This is a genomic window from Pseudomonas sp. R43(2017) (genome assembly GCF_002112345.1).
In the GTDB taxonomy this organism is placed as follows: Bacteria; Pseudomonadota; Gammaproteobacteria; order Pseudomonadales; family Pseudomonadaceae; genus Aquipseudomonas; species Aquipseudomonas kribbensis.
In genome coordinates this window covers 545,632-564,826 of record NZ_NEHJ01000005.1, presented here as the reverse complement: position 1 = coordinate 564,826, position 19,195 = coordinate 545,632, and the positions used below count along the sequence as shown (strand labels likewise).

Sequence of the window (19,195 nt, the reverse complement as noted above, 5' to 3'; positions counted from 1 at the left end):
GAAATTGTCATGTCCAGGTTTTCTGCTGTCCCACGCTCGGGTTCTGCCCCGGCGTCCTTCGCCCTGAACGAATCCCGCGTTCGTTTCAGGCACGCTACCGCCGTCCTTTGCGGCGTCCTGCTGTCCCCGCTGGTCCACGCCGATGAACATGCCGGCCATACAGAGGAACTGAGCCCGACGGTGATCACCGCCATCGCTCCGAGCTCGCCGCTGACCATCGTCACCAACCCGAAAGACCCGCGCCAACCGGTGCCGGCCAGCGACGGTGGCGACTACCTGAAGACGATTCCCGGCTTCGCCATGGTGCGCAACGGCGGCACCAACGGTGATCCGGTACTGCGCGGCATGTTCGGTTCGCGCCTGAACATCCTCACCAACGGCAGCATGATGCTCGGCGCCTGTCCCGGCCGGATGGATGCGCCGACCTCGTACATCTCGCCCGAGACCTACGACAAACTCACCGTGATCAAAGGACCGCAAACCGTGCTCTACGGACCGGGTGCATCCGCCGGCACGATCCTCTTCGACCGTGAGCCGGAGAACTTCGGTGAACTCGGCACACGGGTGAACGCCAGCGTGCTGGCAGGCTCCAACGGACGCTTCGACAAAGTCGTCGATGCAGCGGCCGGCGGCCCGCTGGGTTACGTGCGGGTGATCGGCAACACCGCACACTCCGACGACTACCGCGACGGCAATAACGACACCGTCGCCTCGCGCTATGACAAGTGGAACGGCGACGTGGCGCTGGGCTGGACCCCGGATGCCGACACCCTGATCGAACTCACCGCCGGCAAGGGTGACGGCGAAGCACGCTACGCCGGGCGTGGCATGGACGGCTCGCAGTTCCTGCGGGAAAGCCTCGGCCTGCGTTTCGAGAAATCCAACATCACCGACGTGCTGGAGAAGCTCGAAGCCCAGGTCTACTACAACTACGCCGACCACGTGATGGACAACTACACCCTGCGCACGCCGTCCGGCACCGGGATGATGGCAGGCCCCATGGCGTCCAACGTCGACCGTCGCACCCTTGGCGCGCGGATCAAGGCCACCTGGCGCTGGGCCGATGTCCAGCTGATCACCGGTCTCGATGCGCAGACCAACGAACACCGTCAGCGCAGCGGCATGGGCATCGATACCTACAAGGATCAGCCGTACACCAAGGACGCCGACTTCCATAACTACGGCGTGTTCAGCGAGATGACCTGGTACGCCGCCGACCGCGACCGGCTGATCACCGGTGCCCGGGTCGACCGCGCCTCGGCCAGGGATTTCCGGCAGACCACCGGATCGGGAATGATGTCCCGGCCGAACCCGACTGCCGGCGATACCCGCGCCGACACCCTGCCGAGCGGTTTCGTGCGTTACGAGCATGACCTGGCCGACAGCCCGACCACGCTCTACGCCGGCCTCGGACACACGCAGCGGTTCCCGGATTACTGGGAGCTGTTCTCGCCCAAGTCCGGCCCGGCAGGTTCGGTCAATGCCTTCGATTCGATCAAACCGGAAAAAACCACCCAACTCGATTTCGGCGTGAACTACAAGGACGCCGACCTCGAAGCCTGGGCCTCGGGCTACATCGGTGTGGTGCGCGACTACATCCTGTTCGACTACACCCCGACGATGATGGGTATGAGCACCTCCCGCGCCGAGAACATCGACGCGCGGATCATGGGCGGTGAACTCGGTGCAGCCTACAAGCTCACCGACAACTGGAAAGCCGATGCGACCCTGGCCTACGCCTGGGGCAAGAACAGCAGCGACGGCAAGGCCCTGCCGCAGATGCCGCCGCTCGATGCACGTTTCGGCCTCACCTACAGCGAAGACAACTGGAGCGCCGGCGCACTGTGGAGGGTGGTTGCCGCGCAAAACCGGATCGACCAGAACAAGGGCAACGTGGTCGGCAAGGATTACGACAAGAGTTCGGGCTTCGGTGTGTTCTCGCTCAACGGTGCCTACCGGATCAACAAGAACTGGAAGGTCAGTACCGGCGTCGACAACCTGTTCGGCAAGGCTTACGCCGAACACCTCAACCTGGCGGGCAACGCCGGGTTCGGCTATCCGGCCAACGACCCGCAAGCCATCAACGAGCCGGGGCGCACGCTCTGGACCAAGGTGGACATGAGTTTCTAACCCTCAAGGGAACTCGCTCCCCTTGAGGGAGCGAGTGCCAACAGACAACTAGAAGATCCAAGCCAAGCGGAGCACTCGTGATGAAACAGCCCAAACCGAATTTCTACAACCTGGCCTGGCGTTGGCATTTTTATGCCGGATTGTTCGTCGCGCCATTCATGGTGATGCTGGCCCTGACCGGCATCATTTACCTGTTCAAACCGCAGCTCGATTCGCTGATGTACAGCAGCCTGCTGAACGTCCCGGCCGGGCATCACACCGTACCGGCCGATGACCTGCTGCAAAAGGTCAAAAGCGCTTATCCACAAGGCCAGGTCACCCAGTACCTGCCGCCCGCGAACGCCGAACGCAGCGCGCAATTCGTGGTGAAAAATGCCGGCCATGAGCTGAACGTGTTCGTCGATCCATACCACGGCGACATCCTCGGCGAGCAGGACGCCAAGCAGAACCTGCAGGCGCTCGCCCGGGCGATCCACGGCGAATTGATGATCGGCACCGTCGGTGACCGACTGATCGAACTGGCCGCCGGCTGGGGCGTGGTGCTGGTGGTGTCCGGGGTTTTCCTGTGGTGGCCGCGCGGTCAGGCCGCGGGGATTCTGTGGCCACGGCTGAACAGTCGCGGTCGCGTGCTGTGGCGTGATCTGCATGCCGTTACAGGATTCTGGGGCGCGGCGTTGCTGCTGGTGATGTTGCTCAGCGGCATGACCTGGACCGGCTTCTGGGGCAAGCAGTACGCCCAGGTGTGGAACGTGTTCCCGGCGGCGATGTGGAATAACGTGCCGACCTCCGACGTCGAGGCCGGCAGCCTCAACAACGCCGCCCGCCAGACCGTACCGTGGGCCATGGAAAACACGCCGATGCCGATGTCCGGCGACCACGCCGAGCACATGGCCCACGGCGGCATGCAACACGGCCCTGCCGCGCCGGCCATCAGCCTGCAGGATGTGCAGAACATCGCCATCGAACGCAAGGTCGAGCCCGGCTACAGCATCACCCTGCCGACCACCGCCACCGGCGTGTTCACCATCGCCGTATTCGCCGACGACCCGCGCAACGACGCCACGCTGCACGTCGATCAGTACACCGGCAAGGTGTTGGCCGACGTGCGATTCGAGCACTACGGTGCCGTGGCCCGGGCCACCGAGATCGGCGTGATGCTCCACGAAGGCAAGATGTTCGGCACCTTCAACCAGATCATCGTGCTGCTGATCTGCCTGATGATTCTGCTCAGCGCCGTCAGCGGCGTGGTGATCTGGTGGAAGCGTCGCCCGCAAGGCAAGTTCGGCGTACCGCCGCTGCGTCACGATCTGCCGAAGTGGAAAACCGGGGTGGCGATCATGCTCGTGCTGGCGGTGGTGTTTCCGCTGGTGGGCGCTTCGCTGGTGGTGGTGTGGTTGCTGGATCGGCTGCTGTTGTCGCGTCTGGGCCGGCAAACTGAATCTGCCTCAACTTCATCATGAAACAGGCGAGATGCGCGACCTAGACAGATCTTTAAACTGCCGGGGCTTAAACTCCGGCAATTTTTAGTGTTACTGTATAACACTAATTGCTGCTCTGCCCGCAGCCATGCATGGTCATGAGCCTGCGGGCTTTTCATTTGAAGAAGTGATTCACCGCCCGATGAACAAGTACCTCTTGTCCAGCCTCTGTCTGTTCGCCCTGAACAACAGCGCCCATGCCGACAACGCGCCGCTGACGTTGCCCACCGGCACCATCACCGCCCCGGCCAATGACGACCAGACCGTCAGCCTGACCACGCCGACCAGCGCCGGCTCGCGTCTGAACCTCAGCGCCATGGAAACCCCGGCCAGCGTCGAAAGCCTGAGCGGTGAGCAGGTCCGCGCCCGTGGTGATCGCAGCGTGCAGGACGCGGTGTCGCGCAGCACCGGCATCAGCCGCACCGGCACGCCGGGCGATGGCGGCACTTCGTTGCAGGCCCGGGGATTTACCGGGCAGAGTTCGGTGATGCAGTTGTATGACGGCAACCGCATGTACACCGGCATGGGCACCGTGACGTTCCCGGTCGACACCTGGTCGGTGGAGCGCGTCGACGTGCTGCGCGGTCCGGCCTCGGTGCTGTATGGCGAAGGCGCGACCGGCGCGGTGGTCAACGTGATCCCGAAGAAACCGTTCGAAGGCGAAATCGAAAACCATGTGCGCGTCGGTTACGGCTCGTTCGACCGCCAGCAGCAGGCGTTCGACAGCGGTGGCTCGCTGACCGACACCCTGAGCTATCGCCTCAACCTCAATCGCCTGCGCAGCAATGGCTGGGTCGATCGCGGCGACTCGTCCAGCGACGTCATCAGCGCCGCCCTGCGCTGGCAGGCCACCGACGATCTGGCCTTCACCCTCGCCCACGATTACGGCGACCAGCGCCCGCAGAACTACTTCGGCACGCCGTTGATCAACGGCCAGTTGAAGGACAGTCTGCGCAACAAGAACTACAACGTGCGCGACGACAAGCAGCACTACAACGATCAATGGACGCGCCTGACCACTGACTGGCAGATCAACGATGCGGTCAGCGCCAGCAACGAGCTGTACTACCTCAAGGCCCAGCGTCGTTGGCAGAACGCCGAGAACTACAATTTCGACGCCGACAGCCAGCAGCTCAGCCGCAGCGGCTACTTCGGCATCGGCCACAAACAGGAACAGGTCGGCGACCGCCAGACCTTCACCTTCAAGCACTCGCTGTTCGGCCTCGACAGCCAGACGGTGACCGGCGTTGATTACAACCGCATCCGCTTCCAGCTCGACAGCAACTCGCCGTTCAATGACGTATTGCCGAACGGCCAGCCGCTGGATCTGTATCACCCGCAACCTGGCTATTTCGAGAGCGCCAACCCGTATCGCGATCAGTTCGACAGCACCACAAAGCAGATGTCGGTGTTCGCCGAAAACCGCACGCAACTGAGCGAGCGCTGGTCGCTGGTGACCGGTGTGCGCCGCGACTACGTGCATGTGGATCGCACTAATCTGGTTGACGACAGCCAGAGCGACAAGACCCTGACCGGCAACAACTGGAAGGCCGGTCTGGTGTTCGCACTGACCCAGGACACTTCGTTCTACGGCCAGGTCGCCACCAGCACCGATGGCATCGGTGGGCTGATTTCCCTGAGCCCGAGCCAGCAACAATATGACCTGTCCACCGCGCGGCAAACCGAGATCGGCCTGAAGCAGCTGTTCTGGGATCAGCGTGGCGAGTTCACCCTGGCGGCGTATCGCATCGTGAAGAAGAAGCTGCTGACCGACGATCCGGGCAACCCGACGCTCAAGCAGCAGGTCGGCCAGCAATCGTCGAACGGCCTGGAAGCCAGCCTCGATCTGCAACTGCCGAACGCCTGGCAACTGCAGGCCAACGCCGCGATCGTCAAAGCCAAGTACGACGATTTTGAAGAAGTGGTCGGCGGCGTGCCGGTGTCGCGCAATGGCAATCGTCCGGTGGACGTGCCTCGGCGCACGGCAAATCTGTGGTTGAGCAAGGCGCTGACCGATGACCTGAAGGCCGGCGCAGGCGTGCGTTATGTCGATGCACGTTACGCCGACATGGCCAACCGCAACGAGCTGCCGAGCTACACCGTGGTCGATGCGACGCTGTCGTGGAAAGCCCTGCGCAACACCACGCTGGGTCTGCAGGTGAACAATCTGTTTGACCGGACCTACGCGCAAAGCCAATACAATGAGGGCCAGCAGTGGATTCTGGGTGAGCCTCGTTCGTTCTTTGTCACCGCTGACTACACCTTTTGATTCAAGGCCCCATTCGCGAGCAAGCTCGCTCCCACAGGGATTGTGCAGATCCTGTGGGAGCGAGCTTGCTCGCGAAAGCGGTATCCGCCGCACCATAGTTTTCAAGAGAGATGCATGACTTCACTGACCCTCACCGACCTGAAATGGTCCCCACTGGGCCACGGCCACTGCCATCACCAGTTCCAGCTGCGTGACGCTTCGTTGCAAGTGGCCGCCGGTGAGTTCGTCGGGCTGATCGGGCCCAATGGCAGCGGCAAGACCAGCCTGTTGCGCTGCGCCTATCGCTTCAGTCAGCCGGAGCACGGTGAGGTCAGACTCGAGCACCACAACGTCTGGAAGCAATCCTCGCGCTGGTGCGCGCAACGCATCGCCGTGGTCCTGCAGGAGTTCCCCGACGCCTTCGGTCTGACCGTCGAAGAAGTGGTCGCCATGGGCCGCACACCACACAAAGGCCTGTTCGACGGCGACACGCTGGAAGACCGCCAACTCGCCACTCAGGCCCTCAAATCCGTGGGGCTGGACGGCTTCGAAGATCATGCGTTCGCCACGCTGTCCGGCGGTGAAAAACAGCGGGTGATCCTCGCCCGCGCCCTGACCCAGCAACCGCAACTGCTGATCCTCGACGAGCCGACCAACCACCTCGACCCGCGTTATCAACTGGAACTGCTGCAACTGGTCAAGCGTTTGCAGATCGGCACGTTGGCGAGCATCCACGACCTGAACCTGGCCGCCGCATTCTGCGATCGCTTGTACGTGATCAATCACGGACAAATCGTCGCCAGCGGCACCCCGCAAGAAGTGCTCACTGTTGAATTGCTGCGCGACGTGTTCGGCGTCGAAGCATTGATCGATCCACACCCCCTCCACGGCTACCCGCGAATCACCTGGATAACCCGACCATGACTGTGCGCTCCCTGCTTTGCCTCGCTCTGCTGCTGGGCACCACCCAAGCCTTCGCCGAGGCCACGAAGTACCCGCTGACGATCCAGAGCTGCAACCGCGAAGTGACCTTCAAGGAAGCGCCGAAACACGCGGTCAGCCACGACATCAACATGACCCAGATGATGCTTGCCCTAGGTCTCAAGTCGAAGATGGCCGGCTACAGCGGCGTCAGTGGCTGGAAGTCGGTGACGCCGGAAATGCAGTCGCTGCTCGATGGCCTGCCGGAGCTGGCAGCCAAATACCCGTCGGTGGAAACGTTGCTCAACGCCAATGTCGATTTCTTCTTCGCCGGCTGGGATTACGGCATGCGCGTCGGTGGCGATCTCACGCCGCAAACCCTGCAACCGCTGGGCATCAACGTCTATGAACTGACCGAGTCCTGTGCCTTTGTGATGAAGCGCCCGGCCGCCACGCTGGACGACACCTACAACGACCTGCGCAACCTCGGAAAGATCTTTGACGTGCAGGACCGCGCCAATGCACTGATCGCCGACATGCAAAATCAGGTCGCGGAAATCCGCAAAGACCTGCCCGCCGAAAAACCGCGAGTGTTCCTGTACGACAGCGGCGAGGACCGCGCCATGACCTCCGGCCGTCTCGGCATGCCGCAAGCGCTGATCGACGCCGCCGGCGGGCGCAACGTTCTCGATGACGTCGAAGCGAGCTGGACCCGGGTCAACTGGGAAACCGTGGTCGAGCGCAATCCGCAGGTGATCGTGATCGTTGACTACAGCGAAATCACCGCCGAGCAGAAGATTGAATTCCTGCTGAAGAACAAGGCCCTGCAATCGGTGGACGCGATCAAGAACCAGCGTTTCATCGTCATCCCCTACGTGCAGGCCACGCCGGGGATCGACAACGTGCTCGCGGTTGAAACTCTGGCCAAAGGGTTCCACGGCGAATGATCAATCGTCGTTACGCCTGGCTGCTGATCGCCCTCGGCGCGGTGCTGCTGGTGTCCTGCGTGGTGTCGCTGGGCTTCGGCCCGGCGCGGGTGCCGGTGGACGTGGTGTGGCGGATTCTGCTGCACAAGTTGTTCGGCCTCGGCGTACCGGACTGGAGCGCCGGCCAGGAGCACATCGTCTGGCTGATCCGCGTGCCGCGCATGTTGCTCGGTGCGCTGGTCGGGGCCGGGCTGGCGTTGATCGGCGCAGTGCTGCAAGCGGTCACGCGCAATCCGCTGGCTGATCCGCACCTGCTCGGTGTCACCTCCGGCGCCACCCTCGGTGCAGTGATCGTGGTGCTGCACGTCGGTGAAATCGTCGGTCTGCTGACCTTGCCGATTGCCGCGTTCATCGGCGCGTTGCTGAGCATGTTTCTGGTGCTGGGCATCGCCAACCGTCAGGGTCGGCTGGACAGTGATCGCCTGCTGCTGTGTGGAGTGGCGGTGTCGTTCGTGATGATGGCGGTCGCCAACCTGCTGCTGTTCATGGGCGATCACCGGGCGAGCTCGGCGGTGATGTTCTGGATGCTCGGCGGCCTCGGTCTGGCGCGTTGGGAGTTGTTGGCGGTGCCGGCGCTCAGCGTCTTGCTCGGCTTGATTCTGCTGATCGGCATGGCCCGACCGCTGAACGCCTTGATGGCCGGCGAACAGACTGCCGTCACCCTCGGCCTGAATGCGCGGTCGGTGCGTCTGCGGGTGTTCGTGATCGCTTCGCTGATGACCGGGGTGCTGGTGTCGATCAGTGGCTCCATCGGTTTTGTTGGGCTGATGGTGCCGCACATCGCCCGGCGTCTGATCGGTGCAGAACATCGGCGCCTGCTGCCAGTGTGCGTGTTGCTCGGCAGTGTGTTTCTGGTGTGGGTCGATGTCGCCGCCCGCACGCTGATCGCTCCCGAAGACCTGCCCATCGGCGTCGCCACCGCGGCCCTCGGTGGGCTGTTCTTCATCGGCCTGATGCGCCGCCGCTGACTCTCCGGGGCGCGCCCCAATCTGGCGCACCCCGCTGCACCCTTGCCTGCAACACGTCCCTTCATGGTGCGCCGCCTCTGCGCGCAACCGCTCTAAACCGACATTTCCCTGCCCGATCCCGACCGGGCACAGCCCTTGCAAAACAGCCTTCAGTCGTTCGCATCTGCCAACCATAAAAAACTTTAACGTTCGTGGAGATCGCACAATGAAGCGTCGCAGTTTGATCAAGGCTTTCACACTCACGGCATCCATTGCCGCGATGGGCATGACCTGGACGGTACAGGCCGCCGAGACCATCAAGGTCGGGATTCTGCATTCGTTGTCCGGCACCATGGCGATCTCCGAAACCTCGCTCAAGGACATGGCGTTGATGACCATCGACGAGATCAACGCCAAGGGCGGGGTGAACGGCAAGATGCTCGAACCGGTGGTGGTCGACCCGGCGTCGAACTGGCCGTTGTTCGCGGAAAAAGGCCGGCAGCTACTGACCCAGGACAAGGTCGCGGTGGTGTTCGGCTGCTGGACTTCGGTGTCGCGCAAATCGGTGCTGCCGGTGTTCGAAGAACTCAACGGTCTGCTGTTCTACCCGGTGCAGTACGAAGGCGAAGAGATGTCGCCGAACGTGTTCTACACCGGCGCCGCGCCGAACCAGCAGGCAATCCCGGCGGTTGAGTACCTGATGAGCGAAGAAGGCGGCGGCGCCAAGCGCTACTTCCTGCTCGGCACCGATTACGTTTACCCGCGCACCACCAACAAGATCCTGCGTTCGTTCCTGCATTCCAAAGGCGTAGCGGACAAAGACATCGAAGAGGTCTACACCCCGTTCGGCCACAGCGACTATCAAACCATCGTCGCCAACATCAAAAAATTCTCGGCCGGCGGGAAGACTGCGGTGATCTCGACCGTGAATGGCGACTCCAACGTGCCTTTCTACAAAGAGCTGGCCAACCAGGGCCTGAAGGCCACCGACGTACCGGTGGTGGCGTTCTCGGTGGGCGAAGAAGAGCTGCGCGGCATCGACACCAAACCGCTGGTGGGCAACCTCGCGGCGTGGAACTACTTCGAGTCGGTGGAGAACCCGGTGAACAAGAAGTTCGTCGATGACTGGAAAGCCTACGCGAAGAAACACAACCTGCCGGGAGCCGACAAAGCGGTGACCAACGACCCGATGGAAGCCACTTACGTCGGTATCCACATGTGGGCGCAAGCGGCGGAAAAAGCCAAGTCCACCGACGTCGACAAGGTCCGCGAAGCGCTCGGCGGCCAGACTTTCGCTGCGCCGTCCGGCTACACCCTGACCATGGACAAGACCAACCACCACCTGCACAAACCGGTGATGATCGGCGAGATCCAGGCCGACGGTCAGTTCAACGTGGTGTGGCAGACCGAAGGGCCGATTCGTGCGCAGCCGTGGAGCCCGTTCATTCCGGGGAATGACAAGAAGCCGGAGTATGCGGTGAAGAGCAACTGAGCCATTGGATGCCCGCCTCGATACTTGAGGCGGGTACAAATCCCTGTGGGAGCGAGCTTGCTCGCGAAGGGGCCCTGACAGTCGACATCGATAGTGAATGTCAGACCGTTTTCGCGAGCAGGCTCGCTCCCACAATAGTCCGAGCAAGGCGCCTCTCTATGCCCACTGCCCTTTATCGCTTGATCCTGGCCATCGCACTGCTGCTGCCGATGGCCGCCTATGCCGGGGATGCCGAAGACTTCGTCGCCGCCAACCCGACGCAGCAAGCCAAGCTGCTGGAAGCCTGGGCCGCGCAGCCCGACCCGGCCCGCATCGAACTGATCAACGCCCTGCAACAAGGCGAACTGACCCTCGATGGCCAAACCAAGACCCTGCGCCTGAACAATCGCCTGCGGGGTCTGATCGACACCGCACTGGCCAGCCACCAATTGCTCGCCGCCGACGCCAAAACCCGTCTGAGCGCCGCGCAGCAATTGCAGAAAAGCGCCAAACCGGCGCAGCTGAAATTCCTCGACCGGCAACTGGCTGGCGAAAAAGATGAAAGCGTCCACGCCGCCCTGAGCCTGGCGCTGGCCAATCTGCAACTGGTCGACACTGACCCGGCGGTGCGTCTCGCCGCTGTGCGTCTGCTCGGTGAAACCGGCGACCCACTGGCCCGCACTCGCCTCGAAGGCCTGCTCGAACCCGGCGTCGAAACCGATGCCAACGTGCGCACCGCCGCCGAAACCAGCCTCGCCCAGGTCAAACGCAAACTGCTGATCGGCGAACTGCTCGGTCAGGCGTTCAGCGGCATGTCCCTCGGGTCGATTCTGCTGCTCGCGGCCCTGGGTCTGGCGATCACTTTCGGCCTGCTGGGTGTGATCAACATGGCCCACGGCGAGATGCTGATGCTCGGCGCCTACTCCACTTATGTCGTGCAGTTGATGTTCCAGCGCTACGCACCGCAGGCCATCGAGTTCTATCCGTTGATTGCGCTGCCGGTAGCGTTCTTCGTCACGGCCGCCATCGGCATGGCCCTGGAGCGCACGGTAATTCGTCACCTCTACGGCCGCCCGCTGGAAACCCTGCTCGCGACTTGGGGCATCAGCCTGATGCTGATTCAACTGGTGCGTCTGGTGTTCGGCGCGCAGAACGTTGAAGTGGCGAACCCCGCTTGGTTGTCCGGCGGGATTCAGGTGTTGCCGAATCTGGTGTTGCCGTACAACCGCATCGTGATCATCGCCTTCGCGTTGTTCGTAGTGGTGCTGACCTGGTTGCTGCTGAACAAGACCCGCCTCGGTCTGAACGTGCGCGCCGTCACCCAGAACCGCAACATGGCCGCCTGCTGCGGCGTACCCACCGGGCGTGTCGACATGCTCGCCTTCGGCCTCGGCTCGGGCATCGCCGGGCTTGGTGGCGTGGCGCTGAGCCAGATCGGCAACGTCGGCCCGGACCTCGGCCAGAGCTACATCATCGACTCGTTCCTGGTGGTGGTGCTCGGCGGCGTCGGGCAACTGGCCGGCAGTGTGTTCGCCGCGTTCGGCCTGGGCATCGCCAACAAGATTCTCGAACCGCAGATCGGTGCGGTGCTCGGCAAGATCCTGATCCTCGCGCTGATCATTCTGTTCATCCAGAAACGTCCGCAAGGCCTCTTCGCACTGAAAGGACGGGTGATCGACTGATGAATCAGCCATTGATGCTTACGGCCACACAGAAGGCCGGCCCCAAAGTCACCCTCGCGGTTGGTGCCGTCGTTCTCGCGCTACTGATCGCCCTGCCGCTGCTGTCGCTGTTGCCTTCGGACAGCGCGCTGCACGTTTCGGCCTACACCCTGACGCTGGTCGGCAAGATTCTCTGCTACGCCATCGTCGCCCTGGCACTGGATCTGGTCTGGGGTTACGCAGGTCTTTTGTCGCTGGGCCACGGTCTGTTCTTCGCCCTCGGTGGTTATGCGATGGGCATGTACCTGATGCGTCAGGCCGCCGGCGATGGCTTGCCGGCGTTCATGACCTTCCTGTCGTGGACCGAGTTGCCGTGGTACTGGAGCGGCACCGGCAACTTCCTCTGGGCCATGTGCCTGGTGGTGCTGGCGCCGGGGTTGCTGGCGCTGGTGTTTGGCTTTTTCGCCTTCCGTTCGCGGATCAAGGGCGTGTATTTCTCGATCATGACCCAGGCCCTGACCTTCGCCGGGATGCTGCTGTTTTTCCGCAACGAGACCGGGTTCGGCGGCAACAACGGCTTCACCAATTTCCGCACGATCCTCGGTTTCGGCATCACCGAACCGGGCACCCGCGCGGTGCTGTTTCTGGCGACGGTGCTGTTGTTGGTGGCGAGTCTGTTCATTGGCTGGCGTCTGGCGCGCAGCAAGTTTGGCCGGGTGCTGACCGCGTTGCGCGATGCGGAAAACCGTCTGATGTTCTGTGGCTACGACCCGCGCGGCTTCAAGCTATTCGTCTGGGTGTTGAGCGCGGTGTTGTGTGGTCTGGCCGGTGCGCTGTACGTGCCGCAAGTGGGGATCATCAACCCAAGCGAAATGTCACCGACCAACTCGATCGAGGCCGCCGTCTGGGTAGCCCTTGGCGGGCGCGGCACGCTGATCGGTCCGCTGCTCGGCGCCGGTGTGGTCAACGGCATGAAGAGCTGGTTCACCGTGGCCTTCCCGGAATACTGGCTGTTCTTCCTCGGCGCGCTGTTCATCGTCGTGACGTTGTACCTGCCCAAAGGCGTGGTCGGTCTGCTGAAGAAACGAGGTGAATCATGAGAGTCACGGCGAGCGCTGAATTCATGCTGGAACCGGCCTTTTTCCCGGTGGAGCCCAACAAGGACGAAGGCACCAGTCGCGACTCAATCGGCCTCGGGCAACGCGTCGGTCCGGGCCTCGACACCCGTCACGGCACGATCCTGACCCTGGAAGACATCAGCGTCAGCTTCGACGGTTTCCGGGCGCTGAACGCTCTGAACCTGTACATCGGCGTCGGTGAACTGCGCTGCATCATCGGCCCCAACGGCGCGGGCAAGACCACGCTGATGGACGTGATCACCGGCAAGACCCGCCCCAGTCACGGCAAGGCGTGGTTCGGCGAAACCCTCGATCTGACGCAGATGAGCGAAGTGCAGATCGCCCAGGCCGGCATCGGCCGCAAGTTCCAGAAACCCACGGTGTTCGAAGCCCTGAGCGTGTTCGAGAACCTGGAGCTGGCGCAGAAAACCGACAAGTCGGTGTGGGCCAGTCTGCGGGCGAAGTTGAGCGGCGAGCAGAAAGACCGGATCAGCGAAGTGCTCGACACCATTCGCCTGACCACCTCGGTCAATCGTCCGGCGGGGCTGCTGTCCCACGGGCAGAAACAGTTTCTGGAAATCGGCATGCTGCTGATGCAGGACCCGCAATTGCTGTTGCTCGATGAGCCGGTGGCGGGCATGACCGATGCGGAAACCGAATTCACCGCCGAGCTGTTCAAGTCACTCGCGGGCAAGCATTCGCTGATGGTGGTGGAACACGACATGGGCTTCGTCGGCTCGATTGCCGACCACGTCACGGTATTGCATCAGGGCAGCGTGCTGGCCGAAGGCTCGCTGGAACAGGTGCAGGACAACGAACGCGTGATCGAAGTCTATCTCGGGCGCTGAAGAGGAATACCAACATGCTGCAAGTCGACAAACTGCACCAGTACTACGGCGGAAGCCACATCCTCCGGGGCCTGAGCTTTGACGTGAAGGTCGGCGAAGTGACCTGCCTGCTCGGCCGCAACGGCGTGGGCAAGACCACGCTGCTCAAATGCCTGATGGGCCTGCTACCGGCCAAGGAAGGCGCGGTGAACTGGGAAGGCAAACCGATCACCACGTACAAACCGCATCAACGGGTACACGCCGGGATCGCCTACGTGCCCCAGGGCCGGGAGATTTTCGGCCGGCTGACCGTGGAAGAAAACCTGCTGATGGGCCTGTCGCGATTCCCCGGAAGCGAAGCCAAAGAGGTTCCGGCGTTCATCTACGAACTGTTCCCGGTGCTGCTGCAAATGAAACAGCGCCGCGGCGGCGACCTGTCCGGCGGTCAGCAACAACAGCTCGCCATCGGCCGCGCACTGGCCAGCCGCCCGCGCCTGCTGATCCTCGACGAGCCCACCGAGGGCATCCAGCCGTCGGTGATCAAGGAAATCGGCGCAGTGATCAAGAAGCTCGCCGCCCGGGGCGACATGGCGATTCTGCTGGTGGAACAGTTCTACGATTTCGCCGCCGAGCTGGCCGATCAGTACCTGGTGATGTCCCGGGGCGAGATCGTGCAGCAGGGCCGTGGAGAAAATATGGAAAGCGAGGGTGTGCGCGGGCTGGTTACGATCTAACCTGTAGCGTCCTAACGATAATCAGAAAATATGAATCTACCTTTAGCGACTGCCCTGTTTACCCCGAGCTGGCATGCCGAGCTTGAGCTGGCCTATGCCCGCTTCGGCGATTGCACGCGCCCTGTCCGTCGCCGACACCTCGGACCGTTGCGGGTGCAAAAGCATCTGTATGCCGAAGGGCCCGAGGTCTGCCAGCACATCATCGTCCACCCGCCGGGCGGCATTGCCGGCGGTGACCGGTTGAACATCAGCGCCCGCGTCGAACCGGGCGCCTGGGCACAAATCACCAGCCCCGGTGCCGCCAAGTGGTATCGCGCGGCGGGCCCCGCTTATCAGTCGCTGAACCTGCATGTCGCCGCCGGCGCGACACTGGAGTGGCTGCCCCAGGAAACCATCGTCTACAGCGCCGCCCAGGCGGAACTCTCGACCTCGATCGACCTTGAAGGCGATGCGCGGCTGTTCTACTGGGACGTGGTGGCCCTCGGGCGTCCGGCCAGTGGCGAGCGTTTCGACCTCGGGCATTTCCAGGCGCATCTGGATATTCGCCGAGATGGCAGGTTGCTGTGGCATGAACGCCAGCGCATCGTCGGCAACGATGGTTTGCTTGATTCGCCGATCGGGCTGGACGGCCATCCGGTGTTTGCGACGATGCTGGTGACCGGTGAAATCGATGCCGAACTGCTGGAGCGCTGCCGCTCGCTGGGGCATGAAGTGCGCGGGGATCTGACGCAATTGCCGGGGTTACTGGTTGCGCGCTGTCTGGCCAGTGAAGCGTTGCTGGCGCGAGCGTGGCTTATTGAATTGTGGCGCTTGTTGCGGCCGAAATTGATGGGACGCGAGGCAGTACCGCCAAGAATATGGAACACCTGAAAACCAGCCCTCACCCCCCGCCCTCTCCCGGAGGGAGAGGGAGCCTGACCGAGGTGCCTGATAAGAATTTGTTAACTCAAAAATGTTGCTGACTGAACTGGCCATAACAAACAACCTGGATCAGTCCCCTCTCCCTTCGGGAGAGGACTAGGGTGAGGGGCGGTTCCAACTGACACCCCACTCACTACAAGAACCACACAAATCTGCCCAAATGGATTTCAAACGATGGACCTGACCCCACGCGAAAAAGACAAGCTGCTGATCTTCACCGCCGGCCTCGTTGCCGAGCGGCGACTGGCCCGTGGCGTGAAGCTCAACTACCCGGAAGCCATGGCCTATATCTCGGCAGCGCTGCTCGAAGGCGCCCGGGACGGCCAGACCGTGGCCGAGCTGATGCATTACGGCACCACCCTGCTGACCCGCGATCAAGTGATGGAAGGCATCCCGGAAATGATCCCGGAGATCCAGGTCGAAGCGACGTTCCCCGACGGTACCAAACTGGTCACCGTCCACCAACCGATCGTCTGAGGCCGCGCCATGACCTACACCATCCGCGATGCCCTGCACGCCGACCTGCCGGCGATCCGCGACATCTACAACGACGCCGTACTCAACACCACGGCGATCTGGAATGAATCCGCCGTCGATCTGGGCAACCGTCAGGCGTGGTTCAGCGCCCGCCAGGCCCAGGGTTATCCGATCCTGGTGGTCGTCGACGCCGACAACACCACCCTCGGCTACGCTTCGTTCGGTGACTGGCGGCCGTTCGACGGTTTCCGTCACACCGTCGAGCATTCGGTCTACGTGCGCAGCGACCAGCGCGGTAACGGCCTCGGCCCGCAATTGATGACCGCGCTGATCGAACGCGCGAAAACCTGTGGCAAGCACGTCATGGTCGCCGCCATCGAAAGCGGCAACGCGGCGTCGATCCGTCTGCACGAGCGCGCCGGTTTCATCACCACCGGGCAGATGCCGCAGGTCGGCACCAAGTTCGGTCGCTGGCTCGACCTGACGTTCATGCAACTGACCCTCAATCCTGGCGCGGAGCCGCCGCCCGCCAACAAGGAGTGACACCGATGAACCCCGCCCAACTGCGACGCGTCAATGCGGAAAGTTTTGCGCACTATCGTCAGGGCCTGATCGAGCTGCTGCTGGACGCTGTGGGTTATGGCGCCAGCGTCGGCTTCATGGCTGATCTGGATGCCACCCAGGCCCGCGCCTATTTCGATGAAGTGCAGGACAACCTGAACAAGGGCAACGTCTTGCTGTGGGTGGTGGTCAAGGACGAACAGGTGCAGGCCAGCGTGCAACTGGGCCTGTGCCAGAAGGCCAACGGCCTGAACCGCGCCGAAGTGCAGAAACTGCTGGTGCGCGAACAGGCCCGCCGGCGCGGCCTCGGCCAGCAGTTGATGGAAGCGCTGGAACTGACGGCCCGCCAGTACAAGCGCGGCATGCTTTACCTCGACACCGAGGCCGGCTCCCCCGCCGAAGATTTCTACAAGGCCCTGGGTTACACCCGCGCCGGGGAAATCCCCGATTACGCCTGCGACCCGAACGGCACCTATCGCCCGACGGCCCTCTATTACAAAGTCCTGCAAGGAGCGAACTGATGATTCCCGGCGAATACCGGATCCAGCCCGGCGAGATCGAACTCAACGTCGGTCGCCGCACGATCAGCCTGAAAGTGGCGAACAGCGGCGACCGGCCGATCCAGGTCGGCTCGCACTACCACTTTTTCGAAACCAACGACGCCTTGACCTTCGACCGCGCCGCCAGCCGTGGCATGCGCCTGAACATCCCGGCAGGCACCGCCGTGCGCTTCGAGCCGGGCCAGAGCCGCGAGGTGGAACTGGTGGATTACGCCGGGCATCGCCGGGTGTTCGGATTTGCCGGGCGGGTCATGGGTGACCTCTGAATTTATACCGTTTGCGTGGGCCCCTTCGTCGGATCGCCGCCCGAACCAAACCCGCTCCCACATTAGCCTGCATTCCACCTGAAGAAACCCTCTCAAATGTGGGAGCGGGCTTGCTCGCGAATCTGTGAGCGAAGCGAACAGTCTCAAAAACAATTGAATCTCAAGGCATGCGCATGAAAATCTCCAGACAAGCCTACGCCGACATGTTCGGCCCCACCGTCGGCGACAAGGTGCGCCTGGCCGACACCGAGCTGTGGATCGAAGTCGAACAGGACTTCACCACCTACGGCGAAGAAGTGAAATTCGGCGGCGGCAAAGTGATCCGCGACGGCCAGGGCCAGAGCCAGTTGCTGGCCGCCGAAGTGGTCGACACGCTGATCACCAACGCGCTGATCATCGATCACTGGGGCATCGTCAAGGCCGACGTCGGCCTCAAGGACGGGCGCATCGCCGCCATCGGCAAGGCCGGCAACCCGGACGTGCAGCCCGGCGTGACCATCGCCATCGGCGCCAGCACCGAAGTGATTGCCGGCGAAGGCATGATCCTCACCGCCGGCGGCATCGACACCCACATCCACTTCATCTGCCCGCAGCAGATCGAAGAAGCGCTGATGAGCGGCGTCACCACCATGATCGGCGGCGGCACCGGGCCGGCCACCGGCACCAACGCAACGACCTGCACTTCCGGGCCGTGGCACCTTGCGCGGATGCTCCAGGCCGCCGATGCATTCCCGATGAACATCGGCCTCACCGGCAAGGGCAACGCCAGCCTGCCGGAGCCGCTGATCGAGCAGGTCAAGGCCGGCGCCATCGGCCTCAAGCTCCATGAAGACTGGGGCACCACCCCGGCAAGCATCGACAACTGCCTGAGCGTCGCCGACCAGTACGACGTGCAGGTGGCGATCCACACCGACACCCTCAACGAGTCCGGTTTCGTCGAAACCACCCTCGGCGCGTTCAAGGGCCGGACCATCCACACCTACCACACCGAAGGTGCCGGTGGCGGCCATGCGCCGGACATCATCAAGGCCTGCGGTTTCGCCAACGTGCTGCCGAGTTCGACCAACCCGACCCGGCCGTTCACCCGCAACACCATCGACGAACACCTCGACATGCTGATGGTGTGCCACCACCTCGACCCGAGCATCGCCGAGGACGTGGCGTTCGCCGAGAGCCGCATCCGCCGCGAAACCATTGCCGCCGAAGACATCCTCCACGACCTCGGCGCGTTCTCGATGATCAGCTCCGACAGCCAGGCCATGGGCCGTGTCGGCGAAGTCATCACGCGCACCTGGCAGACCGCCGACAAGATGAAAAAGCAGCGTGGCCCGCTGCCACAGGACGGCGAAGACAACGACAACTTCCGCGCCAAGCGCTACATCGCCAAGTACACGATCAACCCGGCGATCACCCATGGCATCAGCCATGAAGTGGGTTCGGTGGAAGTCGGCAAATGGGCGGATCTGGTGCTGTGGCGCCCGGCCTTCTTCGGCGTGAAACCGACGCTGATCCTCAAGGGCGGCGCCATCGCCGCGAGCCTGATGGGCGACGCCAACGCCTCGATCCCGACCCCGCAACCGGTGCACTACCGCCCGATGTTCGCCAGTTACGGTGGCTCGCTGCACGCCACCAGCCTGACCTTCATCAGCCAGGCGGCGCATGAATCCGGGCTGCCCGAAGCCTTGGGCCTGAAGAAGAAAATCGCCGTGGTCAAAGGTTGCCGCGACGTGCAGAAAACCGACCTGATCCACAACGATTACCTGCCGCAGATCGACGTCGACCCGCAGACCTATCAGGTCAAGGCCGACGGCGTGCTGCTCTGGTGCGAACCGGCCGAGACGCTGCCGATGGCTCAGCGTTACTTTCTGTTCTAAAACAGAGCCCCGGTC

17 protein-coding genes are annotated in these 19,195 nt (G+C 62.8%); all 17 read left to right on the top strand.

Going from position 1 to position 19,195, the window contains the following annotated elements; genetic code table 11:
• Positions 1-9 precede the first annotated feature (9 nt).
• The 17 genes from CAG02_RS17365 (at position 10) to ureC (ending at position 19,180) form a co-directional block, all read left to right on the top strand.
• On the top strand, positions 10-2,130 hold the full coding sequence (locus CAG02_RS17365; RefSeq protein WP_085711211.1) for a TonB-dependent copper receptor: 2,121 nt from the start codon (positions 10-12) through the stop codon (positions 2,128-2,130).
• Positions 2,131-2,210: 80 nt separating this feature from the next.
• The gene (locus tag CAG02_RS17360) at positions 2,211-3,590 is read left to right on the top strand and encodes a PepSY domain-containing protein (protein WP_085711210.1); all 1,380 of its coding nucleotides are present in this window, start codon (positions 2,211-2,213) and stop codon (positions 3,588-3,590) included.
• A 160-nt stretch (positions 3,591-3,750) separates the two neighbouring features.
• Complete coding sequence (locus tag CAG02_RS17355) at positions 3,751-5,877, top strand: TonB-dependent siderophore receptor (protein ID WP_085711209.1); 2,127 nt, start codon at positions 3,751-3,753, stop codon at positions 5,875-5,877.
• 114 nt (positions 5,878-5,991) lie between these two features.
• On the top strand, positions 5,992-6,780 hold the full coding sequence (locus CAG02_RS17350; RefSeq protein WP_085711208.1) for an ABC transporter ATP-binding protein: 789 nt from the start codon (positions 5,992-5,994) through the stop codon (positions 6,778-6,780).
• Positions 6,777-7,724, top strand: coding sequence for an ABC transporter substrate-binding protein (locus CAG02_RS17345; RefSeq protein WP_085711207.1), 948 nt, complete (start codon positions 6,777-6,779; stop codon positions 7,722-7,724). The genes CAG02_RS17350 and CAG02_RS17345 overlap by 4 nt, the downstream gene beginning before the upstream one ends.
• Positions 7,721-8,731 (top strand): iron ABC transporter permease, encoded by a 1,011-nt coding sequence (locus CAG02_RS17340; RefSeq protein ID WP_085711206.1) that lies wholly within the window; start codon positions 7,721-7,723, stop codon positions 8,729-8,731. Before CAG02_RS17345 ends, CAG02_RS17340 begins: the two co-directional genes overlap by 4 nt.
• Positions 8,732-8,936: 205 nt before the next feature.
• Positions 8,937-10,202 (top strand): urea ABC transporter substrate-binding protein, encoded by a 1,266-nt coding sequence (gene urtA / locus CAG02_RS17335; protein WP_085711205.1) that lies wholly within the window; start codon positions 8,937-8,939, stop codon positions 10,200-10,202.
• A 158-nt stretch (positions 10,203-10,360) separates the two neighbouring features.
• Entirely contained in the window at positions 10,361-11,863 is a 1,503-nt protein-coding gene (gene urtB, locus CAG02_RS17330; RefSeq protein WP_085711204.1) for an urea ABC transporter permease subunit UrtB, read from the top strand.
• Positions 11,863-12,942, top strand: coding sequence for an urea ABC transporter permease subunit UrtC (gene urtC, locus CAG02_RS17325; RefSeq protein ID WP_085711203.1), 1,080 nt, complete (start codon positions 11,863-11,865; stop codon positions 12,940-12,942). The genes urtB and urtC overlap by 1 nt, the downstream gene beginning before the upstream one ends.
• Positions 12,939-13,808, top strand: coding sequence for an urea ABC transporter ATP-binding protein UrtD (gene urtD / locus CAG02_RS17320; protein WP_085711202.1), 870 nt, complete (start codon positions 12,939-12,941; stop codon positions 13,806-13,808). Before urtC ends, urtD begins: the two co-directional genes overlap by 4 nt.
• A gap of 14 nt (positions 13,809-13,822) precedes the next feature.
• Positions 13,823-14,521: an urea ABC transporter ATP-binding subunit UrtE gene (gene urtE / locus CAG02_RS17315; RefSeq protein ID WP_085711201.1), complete on the top strand. Its 699-nt coding sequence runs from the start codon at positions 13,823-13,825 to the stop codon at positions 14,519-14,521.
• 30 nt (positions 14,522-14,551) lie between these two features.
• Positions 14,552-15,391, top strand: a complete 840-nt coding sequence (locus CAG02_RS17310) for an urease accessory protein UreD (RefSeq protein WP_085711200.1) — start codon at positions 14,552-14,554, stop codon at positions 15,389-15,391.
• A gap of 225 nt (positions 15,392-15,616) precedes the next feature.
• Positions 15,617-15,919 (top strand): urease subunit gamma, encoded by a 303-nt coding sequence (gene ureA / locus CAG02_RS17305; RefSeq protein WP_039766748.1) that lies wholly within the window; start codon positions 15,617-15,619, stop codon positions 15,917-15,919.
• 9 nt (positions 15,920-15,928) lie between these two features.
• Positions 15,929-16,462: a GNAT family N-acetyltransferase gene (locus CAG02_RS17300; RefSeq protein WP_085711199.1), complete on the top strand. Its 534-nt coding sequence runs from the start codon at positions 15,929-15,931 to the stop codon at positions 16,460-16,462.
• A 5-nt stretch (positions 16,463-16,467) separates the two neighbouring features.
• Positions 16,468-17,001 (top strand): GNAT family N-acetyltransferase, encoded by a 534-nt coding sequence (locus CAG02_RS17295; protein WP_085711198.1) that lies wholly within the window; start codon positions 16,468-16,470, stop codon positions 16,999-17,001.
• On the top strand, positions 17,001-17,306 hold the full coding sequence (locus tag CAG02_RS17290) for an urease subunit beta (RefSeq protein WP_085711197.1): 306 nt from the start codon (positions 17,001-17,003) through the stop codon (positions 17,304-17,306). Before CAG02_RS17295 ends, CAG02_RS17290 begins: the two co-directional genes overlap by 1 nt.
• A gap of 173 nt (positions 17,307-17,479) precedes the next feature.
• Positions 17,480-19,180 (top strand): urease subunit alpha, encoded by a 1,701-nt coding sequence (gene ureC / locus CAG02_RS17285; protein WP_085711297.1) that lies wholly within the window; start codon positions 17,480-17,482, stop codon positions 19,178-19,180.
• The last annotated feature ends 15 nt before the right edge of the window (positions 19,181-19,195 follow it).